This window comes from Methanoregula sp. PtaB.Bin085 (genome assembly GCF_002067035.1).
In the GTDB taxonomy this organism is placed as follows: Archaea; Halobacteriota; Methanomicrobia; order Methanomicrobiales; family Methanospirillaceae; genus Methanoregula.
The window spans coordinates 17,275-31,270 of record NZ_MVQB01000041.1 but is presented as its reverse complement, the minus strand read 5'-3'; the positions used below and the strand labels follow the sequence as shown (position 1 = coordinate 31,270).

Genomic DNA, 13,996 nt, shown 5'->3' with positions numbered 1-13,996 from the left:
GGAGAGTTCATCAGCCGGCCCATTGAATCAGGGAAAGACTGAAATTTGACGTGGGATGGAATATTATTCTGGAGATCCACGTTATCCTGGTACCATACCACCTGTCCCATCGTACGACCATTGTTGAACGGAGGATACGAATTCACGAAAACAGCTCAAAGGGGGTCATCCTCCCGGATCAAAATCGCACCCTTTATTGTTCCCCGGTTATAATCTTTATAATCTGAATCCGTCCGATGGCCATGCAGCTCTCTGTCTACGCTTTTGTTTATTTCACCACGGGAATCATCACCCTGCTCCTTGCCATCTACTCATGGAAACGCCGGGCGGTCCCGGGCACGTTCTGGTTCTCCCTCCTGATGCTCGCTGCTGCGGAGTGGTGCCTCACCTTCTCGCTCGAGCTGCTCGTCGCCGATCCTTCGCTGAAGGTGTTGATCGGGAAGTTCCAGTACCTCGGCATTGTTTGTATCGCCCCGCTCATGCTCCTGTTCGTTGCCGGGTATACCCGCAACGACAGCTGGACGAGGGATAAAAAAGCCCTCCTGCTCTGGGTCGTCCCGGCACTCACCGTTATCCTGGTCTTCACCAACGAGATGCACGGCCTGGTCTGGCCGGAGATCGTGCCGGCGGTTACCCGTGGTACCTTCGTCATGGTGTATGCCAACGGCCCTGCGGCACTCGCTTCCACGGGATATTCGTATATCCTCGCTGTCGCCTCTGTTTCGATGCTGATCTTCACGCTGGTCCAGTGCTCAGAGATCTACCGGAGGCAGATCTGGCTGCTCATCCTGTGTACCGGCATCTTCCTCATCTCAGATCTTATCGATATCTTCAGCCTCAGCCCGGTTCCCGGGCTGGATCTCGATCCGCTCGCACTCGGTATCTGTGGCATCATCGTCTTCGAAGGAGCCATACGCTACCGGCTGCTCGACATCGCTCCCATCGTGTACCATGAGATGTATTCCGCCATGCAGACAGGGGTCATCGCCGTGGACAACCAGGGGAGTATCATAGAATGCAATCCCGCTGCCCGCCAGTACCTCTCCCTCGCAGGGACGGCCGGTGATTCTCCCCTCGAGACCTCAGCACCAGCGCTTGCTGAACTCATCAGGACTGCCGAGACCGATACCGGCAGGCAGTACGAGTTTTCTGTCGGCGAACAGCCGGACAGGAAATGGTTTGGCGCCCGCATATCGCTGCTGAAGGATTATTCCAGCCGGCCGTACGGGAAACTCGTTATCTTCCACGACATCACCACCTGCAGGAAAGCACAGGAGGACCTTCAGGAAGCGCACAGCAAGCTCACCATACTCTCCTCAGTCACGAGGCATGATATCCTCAATAACCTTACAGCACTGGATATGTATCTCGATCTCTGCCGCCAGAGGGTACCGGACCCGTCCGCACTCGGCTATTTCCAGCACCTGCAGGAAACATCCCAGACGATCCGCACCCATATCGAGTTCATGCAGTACTACGAGGAGACCGGGGGCAAGGAACCCGCATGGTTTGACCTCCGCACCGTGGTTCTTGAGGCAGCGGCAGCCCACTCCTTCCGGGAGGTAAAGGTCCGGCTCGACAGCGGTGAGACAGAGATCTATGCCGACCCGCTCATCGCGAAGGTCTTCTACAACCTCATCGACAACGCGTTCACCCATGGGGATCACGTGACCCGCTGTATGGTTACTGCTGAAGAGACGGACGACGGGCTTATAATCGTCTTCGCGGATGATGGCTGCGGGATCCCGGCTGCCGACAAGGAAAGGATATTCACCCGCGGGTTTGGCAGCCAGACGGGCCTCGGGCTTTTCCTCATCCGCAGGATCCTCTCCATTACCGGCATTACCATCCGGGAGACCGGTGAGGAAGGGAAGGGGGCCCGGTTCGAGATTATTGTGCCGGCTGGCAAGTACCGGATGCGGCAGACAGGTACGTATCCACCGGGAACGGGAACCCGGTAGATCCGGAATACCTGAGAGGGGGTTACGCCGGCCGGATCTCCACGAGCTTCAGCGACCGGCCCTTTTCGCAGATATCGGAGGCATTCCCGATAATGTCAGTGACAACATACTTCTCGCCGTCGACGACGCCATCCGGGCGGCAGAGCGGGAAACTTTTACAGTCGCTCTTGTTGCAGGAGAGCTCTGCTTTTATCTTTGAGTTGACGATAGCCATTTCGGGGCTGATGAGCATGGTGATGGGGGCGTCGGTGACCTCGACCGCGGTCGCCCCGTTGAGGTGGACGGAGCAGTCGTGGTGCGTTGATCGTACGGAGACGATGCGGTACTTCCGCCCTTTCACCAGGTTGTTGCAGGCCTTCTTCACCTTGCAGGTGTCGCAGGCAGCCGTCTCCCCCTCGTAGATGAACTCGATGCCCGGTTTTGCAAGCACCGTTCCGATCAGCGTCACTTTCGTCTTTGCCTCTGTCATGATCCTCACTCCTCGTACAGCATGTGTACGAGTTTCTCTGCCGATTCCCGGGTCAGCCCCATATCGAATATGGTAAAGCGCTCGGGACGGATAGTCTTTGCCATCAGCAGGGCATCGACCGCGACCGCGTCATCGATCCCGACCTCCGCCGGCGTCACCGGGGCGCCGATCATCTTCAGCGACGAGCGGATACCCCGCCAGTCACCGCCATGGAGGTACATCGAGATGATCGTGCCGATCCCGCAGCTCTCCCCGTGGAGGGCCTTGCCGGGCGCCAGCCTGTCGAGGGCATGGGAGAACTTGTGTTCACCACCGCTCGCAGGCCGTGACGATCCTGCGATGCTCATCGCAACCCCGCTCGAGACAAGCGCCTTCACCACGATCCACGCAGACTGCTCGTTGTGCGGTTTGATGAGATGGGCATCCTTCACCAGAATCTCCGCGGTCATCTTCGAGAGCGTGATGGCGTATTCGCTCATGGGCTCTCCCTTGACCCGGTGGGCGAGTTCCCAGTCAAGGATTGCCGTATAATTGGAGATGACATCGGCGCAGCCGGCAGCGAGGAGGCGGTGCGGGGCGGAGGCGATGATGCCGGTGTCAGCAACGATCGCAACCGGCGGGTGGGCTTCAAGCGATGAATGGCCGCCCTCCATGGCAACCGAGGCACGGGCGGATGCGATCCCGTCGTGGGACGCGGCTGTAGGGACCGAGATGAAGGGCAGGTCAAGGTTGAACGAGACGATCTTCGCGGTATCGATCACCCGCCCGCCCCCGACACCGATGAGGAAATCCACACCCTTTGCGGCCTTCTCGCCCTTCTTGATGACGGGAGCCGTGATCTCTTCGGCAATGAACGGCTTCACCGTGTATTCCCGGGAAAGGATCTCCTGCACGGTGCCGCCGGCAAGATCCATGGTCCCCCTGCCGGAGACGAGGAGCGCAGTGCCGCCGAGCTTGAGATCCCCGCAGACAGCAGGCAGCTGCCCGAGCACGTCGTGGCCGATCACCACGTCGCGGGGGAGCTGCATCCACTTGGACTTGTCAAAGACCCGGGGTTTGAGTAATTTTATTGCATCTGCGCTCATTCTGATCAAGGATGATTAGTGATTTCATATACAAATACTACATCGATCCCATCAGATACGGCGAAGCCTATAATGTCGTCGACACCCTGACCTACGCGATCATCCTCGTCATCGGTGTCTATATCCTGTACCGCTGGCTGTCCGCCTCCACGTACCTGTCTGATGCCGGTTTCCGGTTCGACGGCACATTCATCCTCGCAACCGTTCCCTACGTCATTCTCGGCGGGCTCCTCCGGGTGGTCGAGGATACCGGGATGATCGAAAGTGACTGGCGGTTCCTGCTGATCACGCCCCTCATCTACTTCACGCTCTTCTTTTTTGTCATCGGCATGATGTTCCTGGCACGGGAACTGGCAGTCCGGGGGATCACGAAAAATTTCATCCAGTTCTACGCCTTCGCCGGCATTGCGGCGATGGTCATCGCCTCCCTTGTCCTGCTCGGGTTCGGCATGGCCCACAACGGCATTGACCTCGTCATCCTGTCGGTCATCCCGCTCATGGCGGTAACGGCCACCGCTGTCGTCTGGGGGGTCATGCGGTATGCCCTCGGATGGAGCTATGTTTCTGACCCGGTGTACCTGACCCTCATCTTCGGCCAGCTGCTGGACGCCAGCGCCACCAGCTACGGCATCGACCTGCACCCCCATGTCCAGTATGTGGAACAGCACGTCGTCGGCTCAACGCTAATCGCCATGACCGGGACAGCGTTTGTGATGTTCCCCCTCAAGCTGATCGTGCTCTTTCCGGCGGTCTACGTCATGCAGCTGTACCGGAAAGAGGCAAGTCCGGCGTTCTGGCATCTCGTGCTGCTCGCCATGATCGTGGTCGGGTTTGCACCGGGCGTCCGCGATATGGTCCGGATGGTTCTCTATGTCTGATGCCCCGCTCACCAATGCAATCATTGTGGTCTTCCTTCTCTTTCTGGCCACGGTCACCATGGGGTGGGTGGGATCGGCCCAGAACCCGGCCATTGGTGAAGAACTCCTGAAACTCTTCGCAAAGGAGGTGGCCGGCCAGATAGACGGCAACAATCCCGCGGATATGTGCGTCAAGCTCTTCTTCAATAACTTCCAGGCCTGCATCCTGCTCTTTTTGGGCGGTGCAACGTTCGGGATCCTCACGATCTTCATCATGAGCCTGAACGGCATCGTCATCGGGGCCATCATGGAGATGGTGAGCAAGGAGCACACGGCGCTGTTTGTTGCAGCCGCCATCGTTCCGCACGGCATCTTCGAGATCCCCGCGTTCATCATCTCGGGAGCGCTCGGGATCCTCCTTGCCCAGTCGCTGATCGCGGAATGGTACGGGGGCGGGGACTCCGCGGTCGCCGCACACACGTTCGCCCGCCTGTTCCTTGCCGTGGTGCTGCCGCTCGTCGCAACTGCAGCCGTGGTCGAGGCTTTTATTACGCCGGTGGTCATACATTTAGTAGCGTAGAGGACACCCCATGGACGACGACAGTGGCACCCTGCCGCCCCGGCAGGACTTTTCAGGATGGTTCAACGATATTCTCTGGCGGGCCGAGATCATGGATGTCCGCTACCCCGTCAAGGGGCTGTACGTCTGGTACCCGTACGGGTTTGCGATCCGCAAGTTCGTGTACAACCGGCTCCGCGAACTCCTTGACCGGGACCACCAGGAGACCCTCTTCCCGCTCCTCATCCCCGAACAGGAGTTCATGAAGGAGGCCGAGCACATCAAGGGTTTCGAGGATGAGGTCTACTGGGTGACCCACGGGGGCACGACCCCGCTCGACGTGAAGCTTGCACTCCGCCCGACGAGCGAAACCGCAATCTACCCGATGTACGCCCTCTGGCTCCGCTCCCACGCCGACCTGCCGATGAAGTACTACCAGATCGTGAACACATTCCGGTACGAGACCAAGCAGACCCGGCCGCTCATCCGTCTCCGCGAGATCACCTCGTTCATGGAGTCCCACACGGTCCATGCCACATGGGACGAGGCAGAGGCCCAGTGCGAGTATGAGCTCGGCCTCACCAAGGAGTTCTACGACGGCCTCTGCATCCCCGTCACCATCTCGAAACGGCCGGACTGGGACAAGTTCCCCGGCGCCGACTATACGATCGCCGTTGACGCGATCATGCCGAACGGGAAAACACTCCAGATCGGCACGGTCCACCACCTCGGCACGCACTTCTCGAAGACCTTTGGGATACAGTATGAGGACAAGGACGGGAAAGCACAGCTGGCAAACCAGACCTGCTACGGGATCTCGGAGCGGTCCATCGCAGCTCTCATCTCCATGCACGGCGACGACAAGGGCCTCATCCTCCCGCCGGCGGTTGCACCGGTCCAGGCGGTCATCGTCCCGATCACGATCGGGAAGCGGCACGAGGATGTGCTCGCTGCAGCCACGAAGCTTGAGGCTGACCTGAAAGCCGCCGGGTTCCGCGTGAAGATGGATACCCGCGACATGCGGCCGGGCGCCAAATATTACTGGTGGGAACTCCGGGGCGTCCCGCTCCGGCTCGAACTCGGCCCCCGGGATATCGATGCCGGCAAGGTCATGGCAGTGAAGAGGACGGGAGAGAAGACGTCCCTTGAACGTGCAACCATCATTGACGGTATAACAACGGTCTTTGCGGAGATCACGGAAGCGATCCGGGCCCGTGCCGAAGAGCACACGAAATCCCACCTCTGCGCCGTTGACTCAACGGATGCACTCAACACCGCCCTCAACGAGGGCAAGGTCGCGGTCGTCCACTGGTGCCGGGAGCGGGGCTGCGGGGATGCCATCGAGGAGAAGGCGAACTCGTCCATCCTCGGCACCGAAGTGCGCTCCCCGTATGTTGATGCATCGGACGGGAAGTGCATCATCTGCGGGAAGCCCGGCAGGGCAACGCTTGTCGGAAGGACGTACTGATTGAGGCTCTGTAGAAATCCTTAAAGAAACACTCAGCGGAATTTGCGAAGGTGACCCCCTCTCTCCCCCAGAGGGGGAGGCAGCCCAAGGGGGCAAGCCCCCTTGATCCCCATATTCGATTTTTTTAAGATGTCCGGAAAAGGTAATGCTCCACAGAGCGAGGGTCGATAGACCTCGGGCGCCCGTGGCCCTGTCATAATTTTCAGCGATCTCTCAGGAGGTTTTTTACAGAACACTGATTGAAAAACCTTTTTTTCATTCAGGAAAAGCCGGAGAATCACCCCGGATATACCCCGGTCATTTTTATTAACAGAAGAGATAGATAATTAGATACTTCTGAGGCGGCACCCGTGAGAGACGATGACGAATTCAACGAGCCATACCTTCCTGCACGATACAAGGAAGTTGTCCGGAAAAAGAAGCAGCGCCGCCTGCTCAAAAAGATCGCGATACTTGCAATTGCCGTCATTGCAATCATCGTGGTATTTATTCTCGCAAGCGGGATATTCGGGGGATCCCCGCAACCGTCCCCCGCACCCACAACCAGTCCCTCACCAGAGGCAACCCTCGTTACCACACCCTCCGCAACGAAAACAACGACAACTGCAGCACAGGTGATACAGACCACGATCGCAGCCCCGGCAACGATGAAGACACCAGTCCCGACAACGGCCATTTTAAAGCCGGACACGGTCGCAATCATCACCACAACCGAGACACCGGAACCGATCCTGACCGCACGCGCTGCCGTCATCACAACCCAGAAAACAGACGGGCCGAAAATTACCGAGAAAGAGGCACAGGCCATAGCCGTCGTCGCTTTCCCCAACCTTCCGGCCGGACGGACTTCTGTTGACCTGGCAACCGATCCCGTGTTCGGGCAGGTCTGGAAGTTCACGCTGCAGGCCGGCACAACAACGGAAGCCTCCGGCCTCATCGATGCGCAGTCCGGAACGGTCGTTGCCTTCAACCGCACGATCCACCCGGGAGGGCGGCCGCAGAACCCCGTGCTCACCATGGGGAACGCCCGCCAGATTGCCGACAGCACGATAAACGACCGGAACACCGGTATCCTCTCGATCAACATGAGCGACGGCAGGTATATCCCGCTCTCCACCCCGGGGGGCAATGTTGCCGGGACCTACCGGTTCGTCTTCGACCGCATCATCCAGGACTACCCCTGCGACAATGACGGGTTCATCGTCTCGATCGATTCCGTCTCCGGTGCGGTCACGGAGTGGGAACAGCGCTGGGAATCCCCCGACAATGCATTCATGATCCTCGACACCCCGACCGTGCCCAAGTACGATGCCATCTATGCAGTACAGGCAAAGGCCAAGACCATCTATCCGTCCTCGATCTCGTCACTGCAGGTCGTCTCGGCAGAACGGGTCTGGAAGGACGGACATGCACCGGGTGTCACCCCGCGGCCGTCTTCCATCCCGCTGGCGTGGAAGGTGGTCTTCACCGACGAAACCATCCGGGCAAACCCGGATATCCTGAAGCCGGGTGTCGGCTGGGTGGATACCTATACCGGGGAAATTATCGATATCTCGTACCCGCACTGATCTCCCCGTCATTCCTTTTACCAACAATATCATCTGTTTACCAGTGCCAGGGGGTCAGCGGGGATATCCGGGATCCGGCACTCCGGCAGCGGGCTTCTGGATTACCCCGTAAAAGAACGCTTTATCATTGCCTGATAGGGTTCCCTGCAGTACATTATCCCCACTGACCCCCCCCAACAGCCCGGGTTTCCGGTATGGCTTTTTCCCTGTTGTAGTGACGATAATTCCAGCATGGGCTTTCAAAACGGGGTAGGGGGGGTCGCTGGGGATAAAATCATCCGCATCGAGTGTACCGGCAATCTTCAGAGCAGGACCAGCCCGAGCAGGAACGAAGCCAGGTTCATCGCGAACGAACAGGCAAGGGCAGCGGCCGGTTTCAGGCCAAGCAGCCGGTTGAGGATGAATGCCTCGGTAAGGAAAACGAGCGTCTCCCCGACAACGATATACTGCGCCGCATCGACATACGGCGGCAGGATGAACCAGAGGTAAGGAAGGGTCAGGGCGGTGCAGAGCGCCCCCACTCCTGCAATCCTGATGGCCGGCTGTGTTTTGTCGCGGAGAACGAACCGGATGAGGGCAAAGAGGATTGGTATCTCGATGCACCAGGTTGTGACGAGGGCGAGGAGGAAGCGGGTCTCGTAGAGCACTATTCGCACTTCCCGCCGAAGAGTGAGAGGATGCTGCACCAGAATGTCCTGACCGGACCGGAAGACCCGGCAGGTGCAGCGGCCTGCGGCCCGTACGTCATGGCCGGCGTCTGACCGATCCCGTCAGGTGTGACCTGTAGCCCGGCGGACATTCCTCCGGTCTCCGAAGGCAGTGTCATCCGCAGCTCGCAGGACAGCATGGCAGGTTCGTACTTCCCGGTCCAGTTGTTCCTCCAGAGGATCATGGATGAAGGATCAACCTTCTCGAGATACGCTTCGCATGCACGCTCCTTCTTGTCCGCCTCGTCCCGGCACGAACGGGATTTCTCCGTATCCTTCACCGGAAGGCCGTTGATGACCCACTTCCCGCAGTCCGCGTCGGTGCCCGCGGTGCAGGGGACAACGTACTGGATACAGAGCGCCGATGCCTCAAGGCTTTCGTTCTCGCACTCCCGGTACTTCGGTGTTGCACGGAAATAGCCCTCATCGCCTTTCGACATATCGAACTGCCGGAGGTTGATGCAGTTTTTCGGCGTAGGATCCCGGGTGAAGTTCCGCAGGACAAATGGTACTCCCCCCGCGGTCCCCTGCATGTCGCAGGTATCGATTGCCCGGTAGTTGAGATAGAAGGGTTCGTAGATGGTGCAGCCGTATCCCGGGCAGGACGCCGAGTAGGAGAAGACGATCCCTTTTTCACCGGACGGGTTCGCCTGCGTGGTGGCTGTTTCACGGATCCACGGGTAATCGTAGTGGCCGTAGCAGTCCACGGTATAATCGACCGACCCGTTGAAAGGAACGCCGTCTTTCTCGAAATACACGCGGGTGTTCGTCGGGACCATGATGTCTGCGGAAGCAGGCAGTATTGAGACAATTACCGATACCAGCAGGATGCTGCAGGCAAGGATTTTCTTGATCGAGAGACGGCTCATTCGCACATCCTGCCAATACGCTGGAGAAGGCTGCAGTAGAGGGATTCGACGGGGGATTGGACCTTTACAGGCACGATTGTCGGATCTGTTGTGATTATCGGACCCTGTTTAATCAGAGGTTCCTGCTTTACAGAAAGGGTCGGGGTTTGGATAAAGGTAGGAGATTTATTTGATGTTCGGTTAACGGGGGGAAGATTAATCCTCAACTCACATACCTCTGTTGCAAGATAATCGTTGTCAACCCATGCTCCGTTGATAATTTCTTCAGGTACCATGATTGCAGGACTCGCATTGATAAGGAATTTGTCGCAAATCCAAGACTTTCCCGAGGATGTATTTGCGAAGGGCCTCATTCCGGGGATTCGTTTTACCGGTTTTCCATCAATGATCCAGCCCCCACATGAAGTATCCGAGATGGGATTACATGTTTCAAGAAATGACAGGAATTCCTGATCATTCATCCCAGACCATCGGGACTTCGGCGTAGGTATCTCATCAGATGAGATTTCTTTCACAGGTTTCATTTCCGAAAATAATTTAATACAACCAGGCTCTGAATCCGAATCACATGTTTGAAAAACACGGTGACGCGTTGGCCAATTACCCGTTTTTTCTTGAATATATCCCTGACCGTGCGCCCAGCAAGCCAGATATTCCGGGGTTTTATAGTATAATCCCATAGATCGATTCCGAGATATTTTCTCAGGTGACGGTACGTCTGTGCATTTTGAATATGGATTATGGGAAAAATTCCTGAAAATAAATTTAGTGTCTTTCGTATTTACCTGAAGATCACACCAGTCAATATGGCTGTGTTTGGTATAATATGGCTCATAGATCACACAACCGTAATCCGGACAGGTTGCAGAATACGAGTAAACGGATTCCGGTTGATATGAACCAGGGGCGAGAGTAGTTACTGGCGGGGGCGAGAGTTGCGTACGATATCCAAAACAGGTGACTGTGTAATTAACGCTTTCATGAAAAGGAGTCCCATTCTGTTCAATATACACATGAGTTATTGTCGGCAGCATTAGATCAGCAGAAACCGTTCCCGCAAGAAACCCCGCCATCGCCAGACAGACAACTACAATCCCGAATGCCGCCCCTTTCATAACCAGCGTAAAATTCAATCCGATATATGGATTGTTATTTGCAACCCGATGAAAAAAAGGGAGAGTATCGAATCAGCACCGGTCGCAGACGTACCCGACGTTCAGCGCCGTCCGGCGCATGTCGCCCGAGATCTGCTTGCTGCCGCCGGCGATGAACCACTTGCCGCACTTTGCGCAGCGCTTGGGCCGGATCCGGTCGAGCCAGCCCATCGGGAGCTCGAGGACGAACGCGGTCTTCGTCCACTCCTCGGGCGGCTTCTCCGTGTTCTCCTCGTAGGCCGCCACGAACTCCATGATCTGGTGCGGCGGCACCCCGAGGTCCACGAACTTCTTGAAGACGAAATAGTTGAAGATCAGCCACGAGAGGTCCGAGCGGTCGAGGATCCCTTCGTACTCCCCGAACTGCTCGTCGAACTCCTCGAGCGAGCAGCCGCAGAGCGGGCACTTCCCGCCCACGAGCTCGTCGAGAAAGACCTCTTCCTGGCACCCCGGACAGGTCGTGTGCGGGGATTGCATGCGTGATGTCATTATTGCTCCGTTATAGGGTATATCGGGTATTCAGCGGGCGGTGGGGAAAACGGTTTTTGTATCGGGTTGTGGATTGTTCCTAGTATTGATCGGGCGTGGTGATAAGCGTATCACTGCGGGCGATCTTCCCCGATAAAAGGATTGTGGAGGGGATGATTCCTTATTCCGCGGGTTCGGCCGGTTCCATGATGAGCGAGCCGAAGACCACTTTCTCGAGCACCTGCGCAACGTACTTGATGTGCATCGCTTTCTCGAGGTCCTCGTTGCGGTGGATATCAGCCCAGATCTGGAGACGCATCAGGGAGAAGCGGAAGCGGTCGAGCGTCTCGTCGTCGAGTTTCATGGCCTCCCGGTAAATGGGTTCCAGGAGGTCAGGGAAGGCAAGCGGGTTCTCGAGTGCTGCTACGACATTCGTGTACACGGGAAGGGATTTTTCCTTCCCGGTGAGAATCCGCAGGTAGTCCATGGCTTATCCCCCGGTGACCCGGATGAGCTCTTCCATGACCCTGTCCACGCTCTTCCACGTGGGGCTCTCGCTGCTGCGCCGGATGATGAACGGGCGACCCTCGTCGCCGGCCTTGCGCATCTCGATATCAAGAGGGATGGAGCCGAGGAACGGGACCTTCAGCTCGTCGGCGATCTTCTTGCCGCCACCCTTCCCGAAGAGCTCGATCTCCACGCCGCAGTGGGGGCAGACCATGCCGCTCATGTTCTCCACCACGCCGATGACCGGCAGGCCGAGCTTCTCGATGAACTTCGCCGACTTGCGGGCGTCGAGCGTTGCAACGTCCTGCGGGGTGGTCACGATGACCGCGCCCCGGACATTGGGGGCGAGCTGGGCAATCGTGAGCGCCTCGTCACCGGTGCCGGGCGGGAGGTCCACGACAAGGTAATCGAGCGGCCCCCAGTTCACGTCGCCGAGGAACTGCTGGATGGCCGCCATCTTCATCGGCCCGCGCCAGATGATGGGCGTGCTCGTGTCGGGGAGGAGGAAGGCCATCGAGATGACCGAGAGGTTACCCGTGATCCGGACCGGCTCGATCTGCTGGCCCATCACGCCGAGCTTATGGTCCTCGATCCCCAGCATCTTGGGCACGTTGGGGCCGTGCATGTCGAGGTCGAGGAGCCCGACCTTCCTGCCGTGCGCCGAGAGGGCGTAAGCGAGGTTCACGGAGACCGTGGACTTGCCCACGCCGCCCTTGCCGGAGAGGACCATGATGACGTGCTTCACGTCCATCTTCACTTTCGGCGGGAGGCCGCCGGCAGCCTGCCCTTCTTTCTTTACCGATGAACAGGTCGAGGCGCTCGCGCATCCCGCGCAGTTGCTGTTGCACTCCTCTTGTTCCTGTTTCTTTTTTGTTTCTTTCTTTGCCATGGGATACCTCAAAAGGAAAAATTACGCTCTGTATTCTCATAGGTTATGTACGGAAGACAATAAAGATGCAGGGATCGTGGCACCGGCATACCGGAGAGCCGGTCCGGTAATGGAGCACACAGGGGACGGTTTTTTTACCTATCCCCGCTCACTGGTGAGCAATGACTGCTCCCCCGAAATTCTGCACCGCGTGCGGTGCTCCGCTTGCTGCCGGAAAACGGTTCTGCACACAGTGCGGACAACCCGTCGTACTGCCGGGCCAGCCCGCCACAACGGCCCCGGAAACCATCCGGGCTGCCCCCGTGGCTCCCGCTGTCGGAGGGAGCGGGGAGCGGATCCTCGGCATCGTTCCGTTCATCGAACAGGGACTCCTGTCGGTCATCCACTACACCCTCATCGTCACCGACCGCAGGCTCATCTTCTGCACGTGGAGTCCGGAGAGCGACGAGGCAATGTCCGATGCTGACGATGCCGTGATGCAGGAGTCGTGCGACATCAGCGGGACAAAAGACGAGATCGCCCATTTCCGGGAGAAAGACTGGGCCGGCGGACCCTGGGAGCGGTACCGGTCTATGAACCCAGATGCGATCATTGCCGGTGCCCCCGGAACGATCACGATTCCGGTCGATGAGATCGCGGATATCAACATCGTCTGCGAGACCCTGACATCGACGCAGGACAAACTGTACGTCAGGGACAGGAACCGGGAACAGACGTTCGACCTCATGTACTCGCAGGGGCCGTACCTCGCCCGCATCCTGGCTCCGCTCCTCGGGGACCGGCTCACCATGGAAGACCACCTTCACCACCGTCGGGGACTCGATCGCCTGCTCTCAGGGCAGGAATACAGGTAAATCCTAGGGTTTGGCAGGAACGGAGCCTTTTTCTTTCGGTCCGCCCTTGGAAAGAACAATGGATCCGCTCACCGTCTCCCTTGACTTCCTCGAGTTCCCGCCCGTCCATACCTGTGATGGCGGAAACCTCTCGCCATCCCTGCGGCTTAAAGGTCTTGCAGCAGCATCGATCGCCGTCATGGTCTTCAATCCCTTCGAAAAGGCCTGCTGCTCGTTCACCGCGTGGCTCTGCTGGAATCTCCCGCCAATTCCCGTCATCCCGGCCGGTATCCCCCGGGACGGCAGGACGACATTGCCGGTGAACGCGGTTCAGGGAATCACCGATTACGGGACGATCGGCTGGACCGGTCCCTGTCCTCCGCCGGGCAGCATGATCCGGTACCAGTTCAGGGTCTACGGGCTCGATACCATGCTTGACCTGCAGGCAGGTTCGGACAAGCATGCGCTCATCGCAGCAATGAAGGGGCACGTCATCCAGTATGCCGAGACTGCGGCAGTCTGCTCACGGTAGCAGCACCAGAAATCCGGGTATCCACTAGATATTTAAGCCCGGGGGCATTATTTCTCCGGTATAAAGCGAT

15 protein-coding genes are annotated in these 13,996 nt (G+C 58.0%); 7 read left to right on the top strand and 8 right to left on the bottom strand.

Going from position 1 to position 13,996, the window contains the following annotated elements:
* The first annotated feature begins 242 nt into the window (after positions 1–242).
* Positions 243–1,961 carry a histidine kinase N-terminal 7TM domain-containing protein gene (locus tag A4E33_RS08650; RefSeq protein WP_292347299.1) on the top strand — a complete coding sequence of 573 codons (1,719 nt, stop codon included), beginning with the start codon at positions 243–245 and terminating at the stop codon, positions 1,959–1,961.
* A 22-nt stretch (positions 1,962–1,983) separates the two neighbouring features.
* Here the strand turns inward: A4E33_RS08650 and A4E33_RS08645 are convergent, their stop codons facing one another.
* Both A4E33_RS08645 and A4E33_RS08640 read right to left on the bottom strand, forming a co-directional pair.
* Positions 1,984–2,430, bottom strand: coding sequence for a UPF0179 family protein (locus tag A4E33_RS08645; protein WP_292347298.1), 447 nt, complete (start codon positions 2,428–2,430; stop codon positions 1,984–1,986).
* A 5-nt stretch (positions 2,431–2,435) separates the two neighbouring features.
* Positions 2,436–3,515, bottom strand: coding sequence for an NAD(P)-dependent glycerol-1-phosphate dehydrogenase (locus A4E33_RS08640; RefSeq protein WP_292347297.1), 1,080 nt, complete (start codon positions 3,513–3,515; stop codon positions 2,436–2,438).
* Positions 3,516–3,526: 11 nt separating this feature from the next.
* Between A4E33_RS08640 and A4E33_RS08635 the strand changes: the two genes are divergently transcribed.
* The 4 genes from A4E33_RS08635 to A4E33_RS08620 all read left to right on the top strand — a co-directional run bounded on the left by A4E33_RS08635 (position 3,527) and on the right by A4E33_RS08620 (position 7,967).
* On the top strand, positions 3,527–4,393 hold the full coding sequence (locus A4E33_RS08635; protein ID WP_292347296.1) for a DUF63 family protein: 867 nt from the start codon (positions 3,527–3,529) through the stop codon (positions 4,391–4,393).
* Positions 4,386–4,952: a stage II sporulation protein M gene (locus A4E33_RS08630; RefSeq protein ID WP_292347295.1), complete on the top strand. Its 567-nt coding sequence runs from the start codon at positions 4,386–4,388 to the stop codon at positions 4,950–4,952. The genes A4E33_RS08635 and A4E33_RS08630 overlap by 8 nt, the downstream gene beginning before the upstream one ends.
* Positions 4,953–4,962: 10 nt before the next feature.
* Complete coding sequence (proS, locus tag A4E33_RS08625) at positions 4,963–6,399, top strand: proline--tRNA ligase (protein ID WP_292347294.1); 1,437 nt, start codon at positions 4,963–4,965, stop codon at positions 6,397–6,399.
* A 350-nt stretch (positions 6,400–6,749) separates the two neighbouring features.
* Entirely contained in the window at positions 6,750–7,967 is a 1,218-nt protein-coding gene (locus A4E33_RS08620) for a hypothetical protein (RefSeq protein ID WP_292347293.1), read from the top strand.
* A gap of 302 nt (positions 7,968–8,269) precedes the next feature.
* Here the strand turns inward: A4E33_RS08620 and A4E33_RS08615 are convergent, their stop codons facing one another.
* From A4E33_RS08615 to A4E33_RS08590, 6 genes are all read right to left on the bottom strand, one after another.
* Positions 8,270–8,614 carry a hypothetical protein gene (locus A4E33_RS08615; protein ID WP_292347292.1) on the bottom strand — a complete coding sequence of 115 codons (345 nt, stop codon included), beginning with the start codon at positions 8,612–8,614 and terminating at the stop codon, positions 8,270–8,272.
* The gene (locus A4E33_RS08610; protein WP_292347291.1) at positions 8,614–9,543 is read right to left on the bottom strand and encodes a hypothetical protein; all 930 of its coding nucleotides are present in this window, start codon (positions 9,541–9,543) and stop codon (positions 8,614–8,616) included. The genes A4E33_RS08615 and A4E33_RS08610 overlap by 1 nt, the downstream gene beginning before the upstream one ends.
* Positions 9,540–10,658 (bottom strand): hypothetical protein, encoded by a 1,119-nt coding sequence (locus tag A4E33_RS08605; RefSeq protein WP_292347290.1) that lies wholly within the window; start codon positions 10,656–10,658, stop codon positions 9,540–9,542. Before A4E33_RS08605 ends, A4E33_RS08610 begins: the two co-directional genes overlap by 4 nt.
* 72 nt (positions 10,659–10,730) lie before the next feature.
* Entirely contained in the window at positions 10,731–11,186 is a 456-nt protein-coding gene (locus tag A4E33_RS08600) for a hypothetical protein (protein ID WP_292347289.1), read from the bottom strand.
* Between the two features lie 160 nt (positions 11,187–11,346).
* On the bottom strand, positions 11,347–11,652 hold the full coding sequence (locus A4E33_RS08595; RefSeq protein ID WP_292347288.1) for a hypothetical protein: 306 nt from the start codon (positions 11,650–11,652) through the stop codon (positions 11,347–11,349).
* 3 nt (positions 11,653–11,655) lie between these two features.
* On the bottom strand, positions 11,656–12,561 hold the full coding sequence (locus tag A4E33_RS08590; RefSeq protein ID WP_292347287.1) for an Mrp/NBP35 family ATP-binding protein: 906 nt from the start codon (positions 12,559–12,561) through the stop codon (positions 11,656–11,658).
* Between the two features lie 161 nt (positions 12,562–12,722).
* On the opposite strand from A4E33_RS08590, the gene A4E33_RS08585 reads away from it, so the two are divergent.
* Together A4E33_RS08585 and A4E33_RS08580 are read left to right on the top strand one after the other, a co-directional pair.
* Positions 12,723–13,415, top strand: a complete 693-nt coding sequence (locus tag A4E33_RS08585) for a zinc ribbon domain-containing protein (RefSeq protein ID WP_292347286.1) — start codon at positions 12,723–12,725, stop codon at positions 13,413–13,415.
* A 58-nt stretch (positions 13,416–13,473) separates the two neighbouring features.
* The gene (locus tag A4E33_RS08580) at positions 13,474–13,926 is read left to right on the top strand and encodes a YbhB/YbcL family Raf kinase inhibitor-like protein (protein WP_292347285.1); all 453 of its coding nucleotides are present in this window, start codon (positions 13,474–13,476) and stop codon (positions 13,924–13,926) included.
* Positions 13,927–13,996: the final 70 nt, after the last annotated feature.

What these genes read in the sequence shown, in the direction of transcription:
- A4E33_RS08600 (WP_292347289.1), bottom strand. Translation starts at nt 11,186, where the DNA reads ATGACATCACGCATGCAATCCCCGCACACGACCTGTCCGGGGTGCCAG.
- A4E33_RS08635 (WP_292347296.1), top strand. Translation starts at nt 3,527, where the DNA reads ATGATTAGTGATTTCATATACAAATACTACATCGATCCCATCAGATAC.
- proS (WP_292347294.1), top strand. Translation starts at nt 4,963, where the DNA reads ATGGACGACGACAGTGGCACCCTGCCGCCCCGGCAGGACTTTTCAGGA.
- A4E33_RS08595 (WP_292347288.1), bottom strand. Translation starts at nt 11,652, where the DNA reads ATGGACTACCTGCGGATTCTCACCGGGAAGGAAAAATCCCTTCCCGTG.
- A4E33_RS08640 (WP_292347297.1), bottom strand. Translation starts at nt 3,515, where the DNA reads ATGAGCGCAGATGCAATAAAATTACTCAAACCCCGGGTCTTTGACAAG.
- A4E33_RS08645 (WP_292347298.1), bottom strand. Translation starts at nt 2,430, where the DNA reads ATGACAGAGGCAAAGACGAAAGTGACGCTGATCGGAACGGTGCTTGCA.
- A4E33_RS08610 (WP_292347291.1), bottom strand. Translation starts at nt 9,543, where the DNA reads ATGAGCCGTCTCTCGATCAAGAAAATCCTTGCCTGCAGCATCCTGCTG.
- A4E33_RS08580 (WP_292347285.1), top strand. Translation starts at nt 13,474, where the DNA reads ATGGATCCGCTCACCGTCTCCCTTGACTTCCTCGAGTTCCCGCCCGTC.
- A4E33_RS08630 (WP_292347295.1), top strand. Translation starts at nt 4,386, where the DNA reads ATGTCTGATGCCCCGCTCACCAATGCAATCATTGTGGTCTTCCTTCTC.
- A4E33_RS08605 (WP_292347290.1), bottom strand. Translation starts at nt 10,658, where the DNA reads ATGAAAGGGGCGGCATTCGGGATTGTAGTTGTCTGTCTGGCGATGGCG.
- A4E33_RS08650 (WP_292347299.1), top strand. Translation starts at nt 243, where the DNA reads ATGCAGCTCTCTGTCTACGCTTTTGTTTATTTCACCACGGGAATCATC.
- A4E33_RS08585 (WP_292347286.1), top strand. Translation starts at nt 12,723, where the DNA reads ATGACTGCTCCCCCGAAATTCTGCACCGCGTGCGGTGCTCCGCTTGCT.
- A4E33_RS08590 (WP_292347287.1), bottom strand. Translation starts at nt 12,561, where the DNA reads ATGGCAAAGAAAGAAACAAAAAAGAAACAGGAACAAGAGGAGTGCAAC.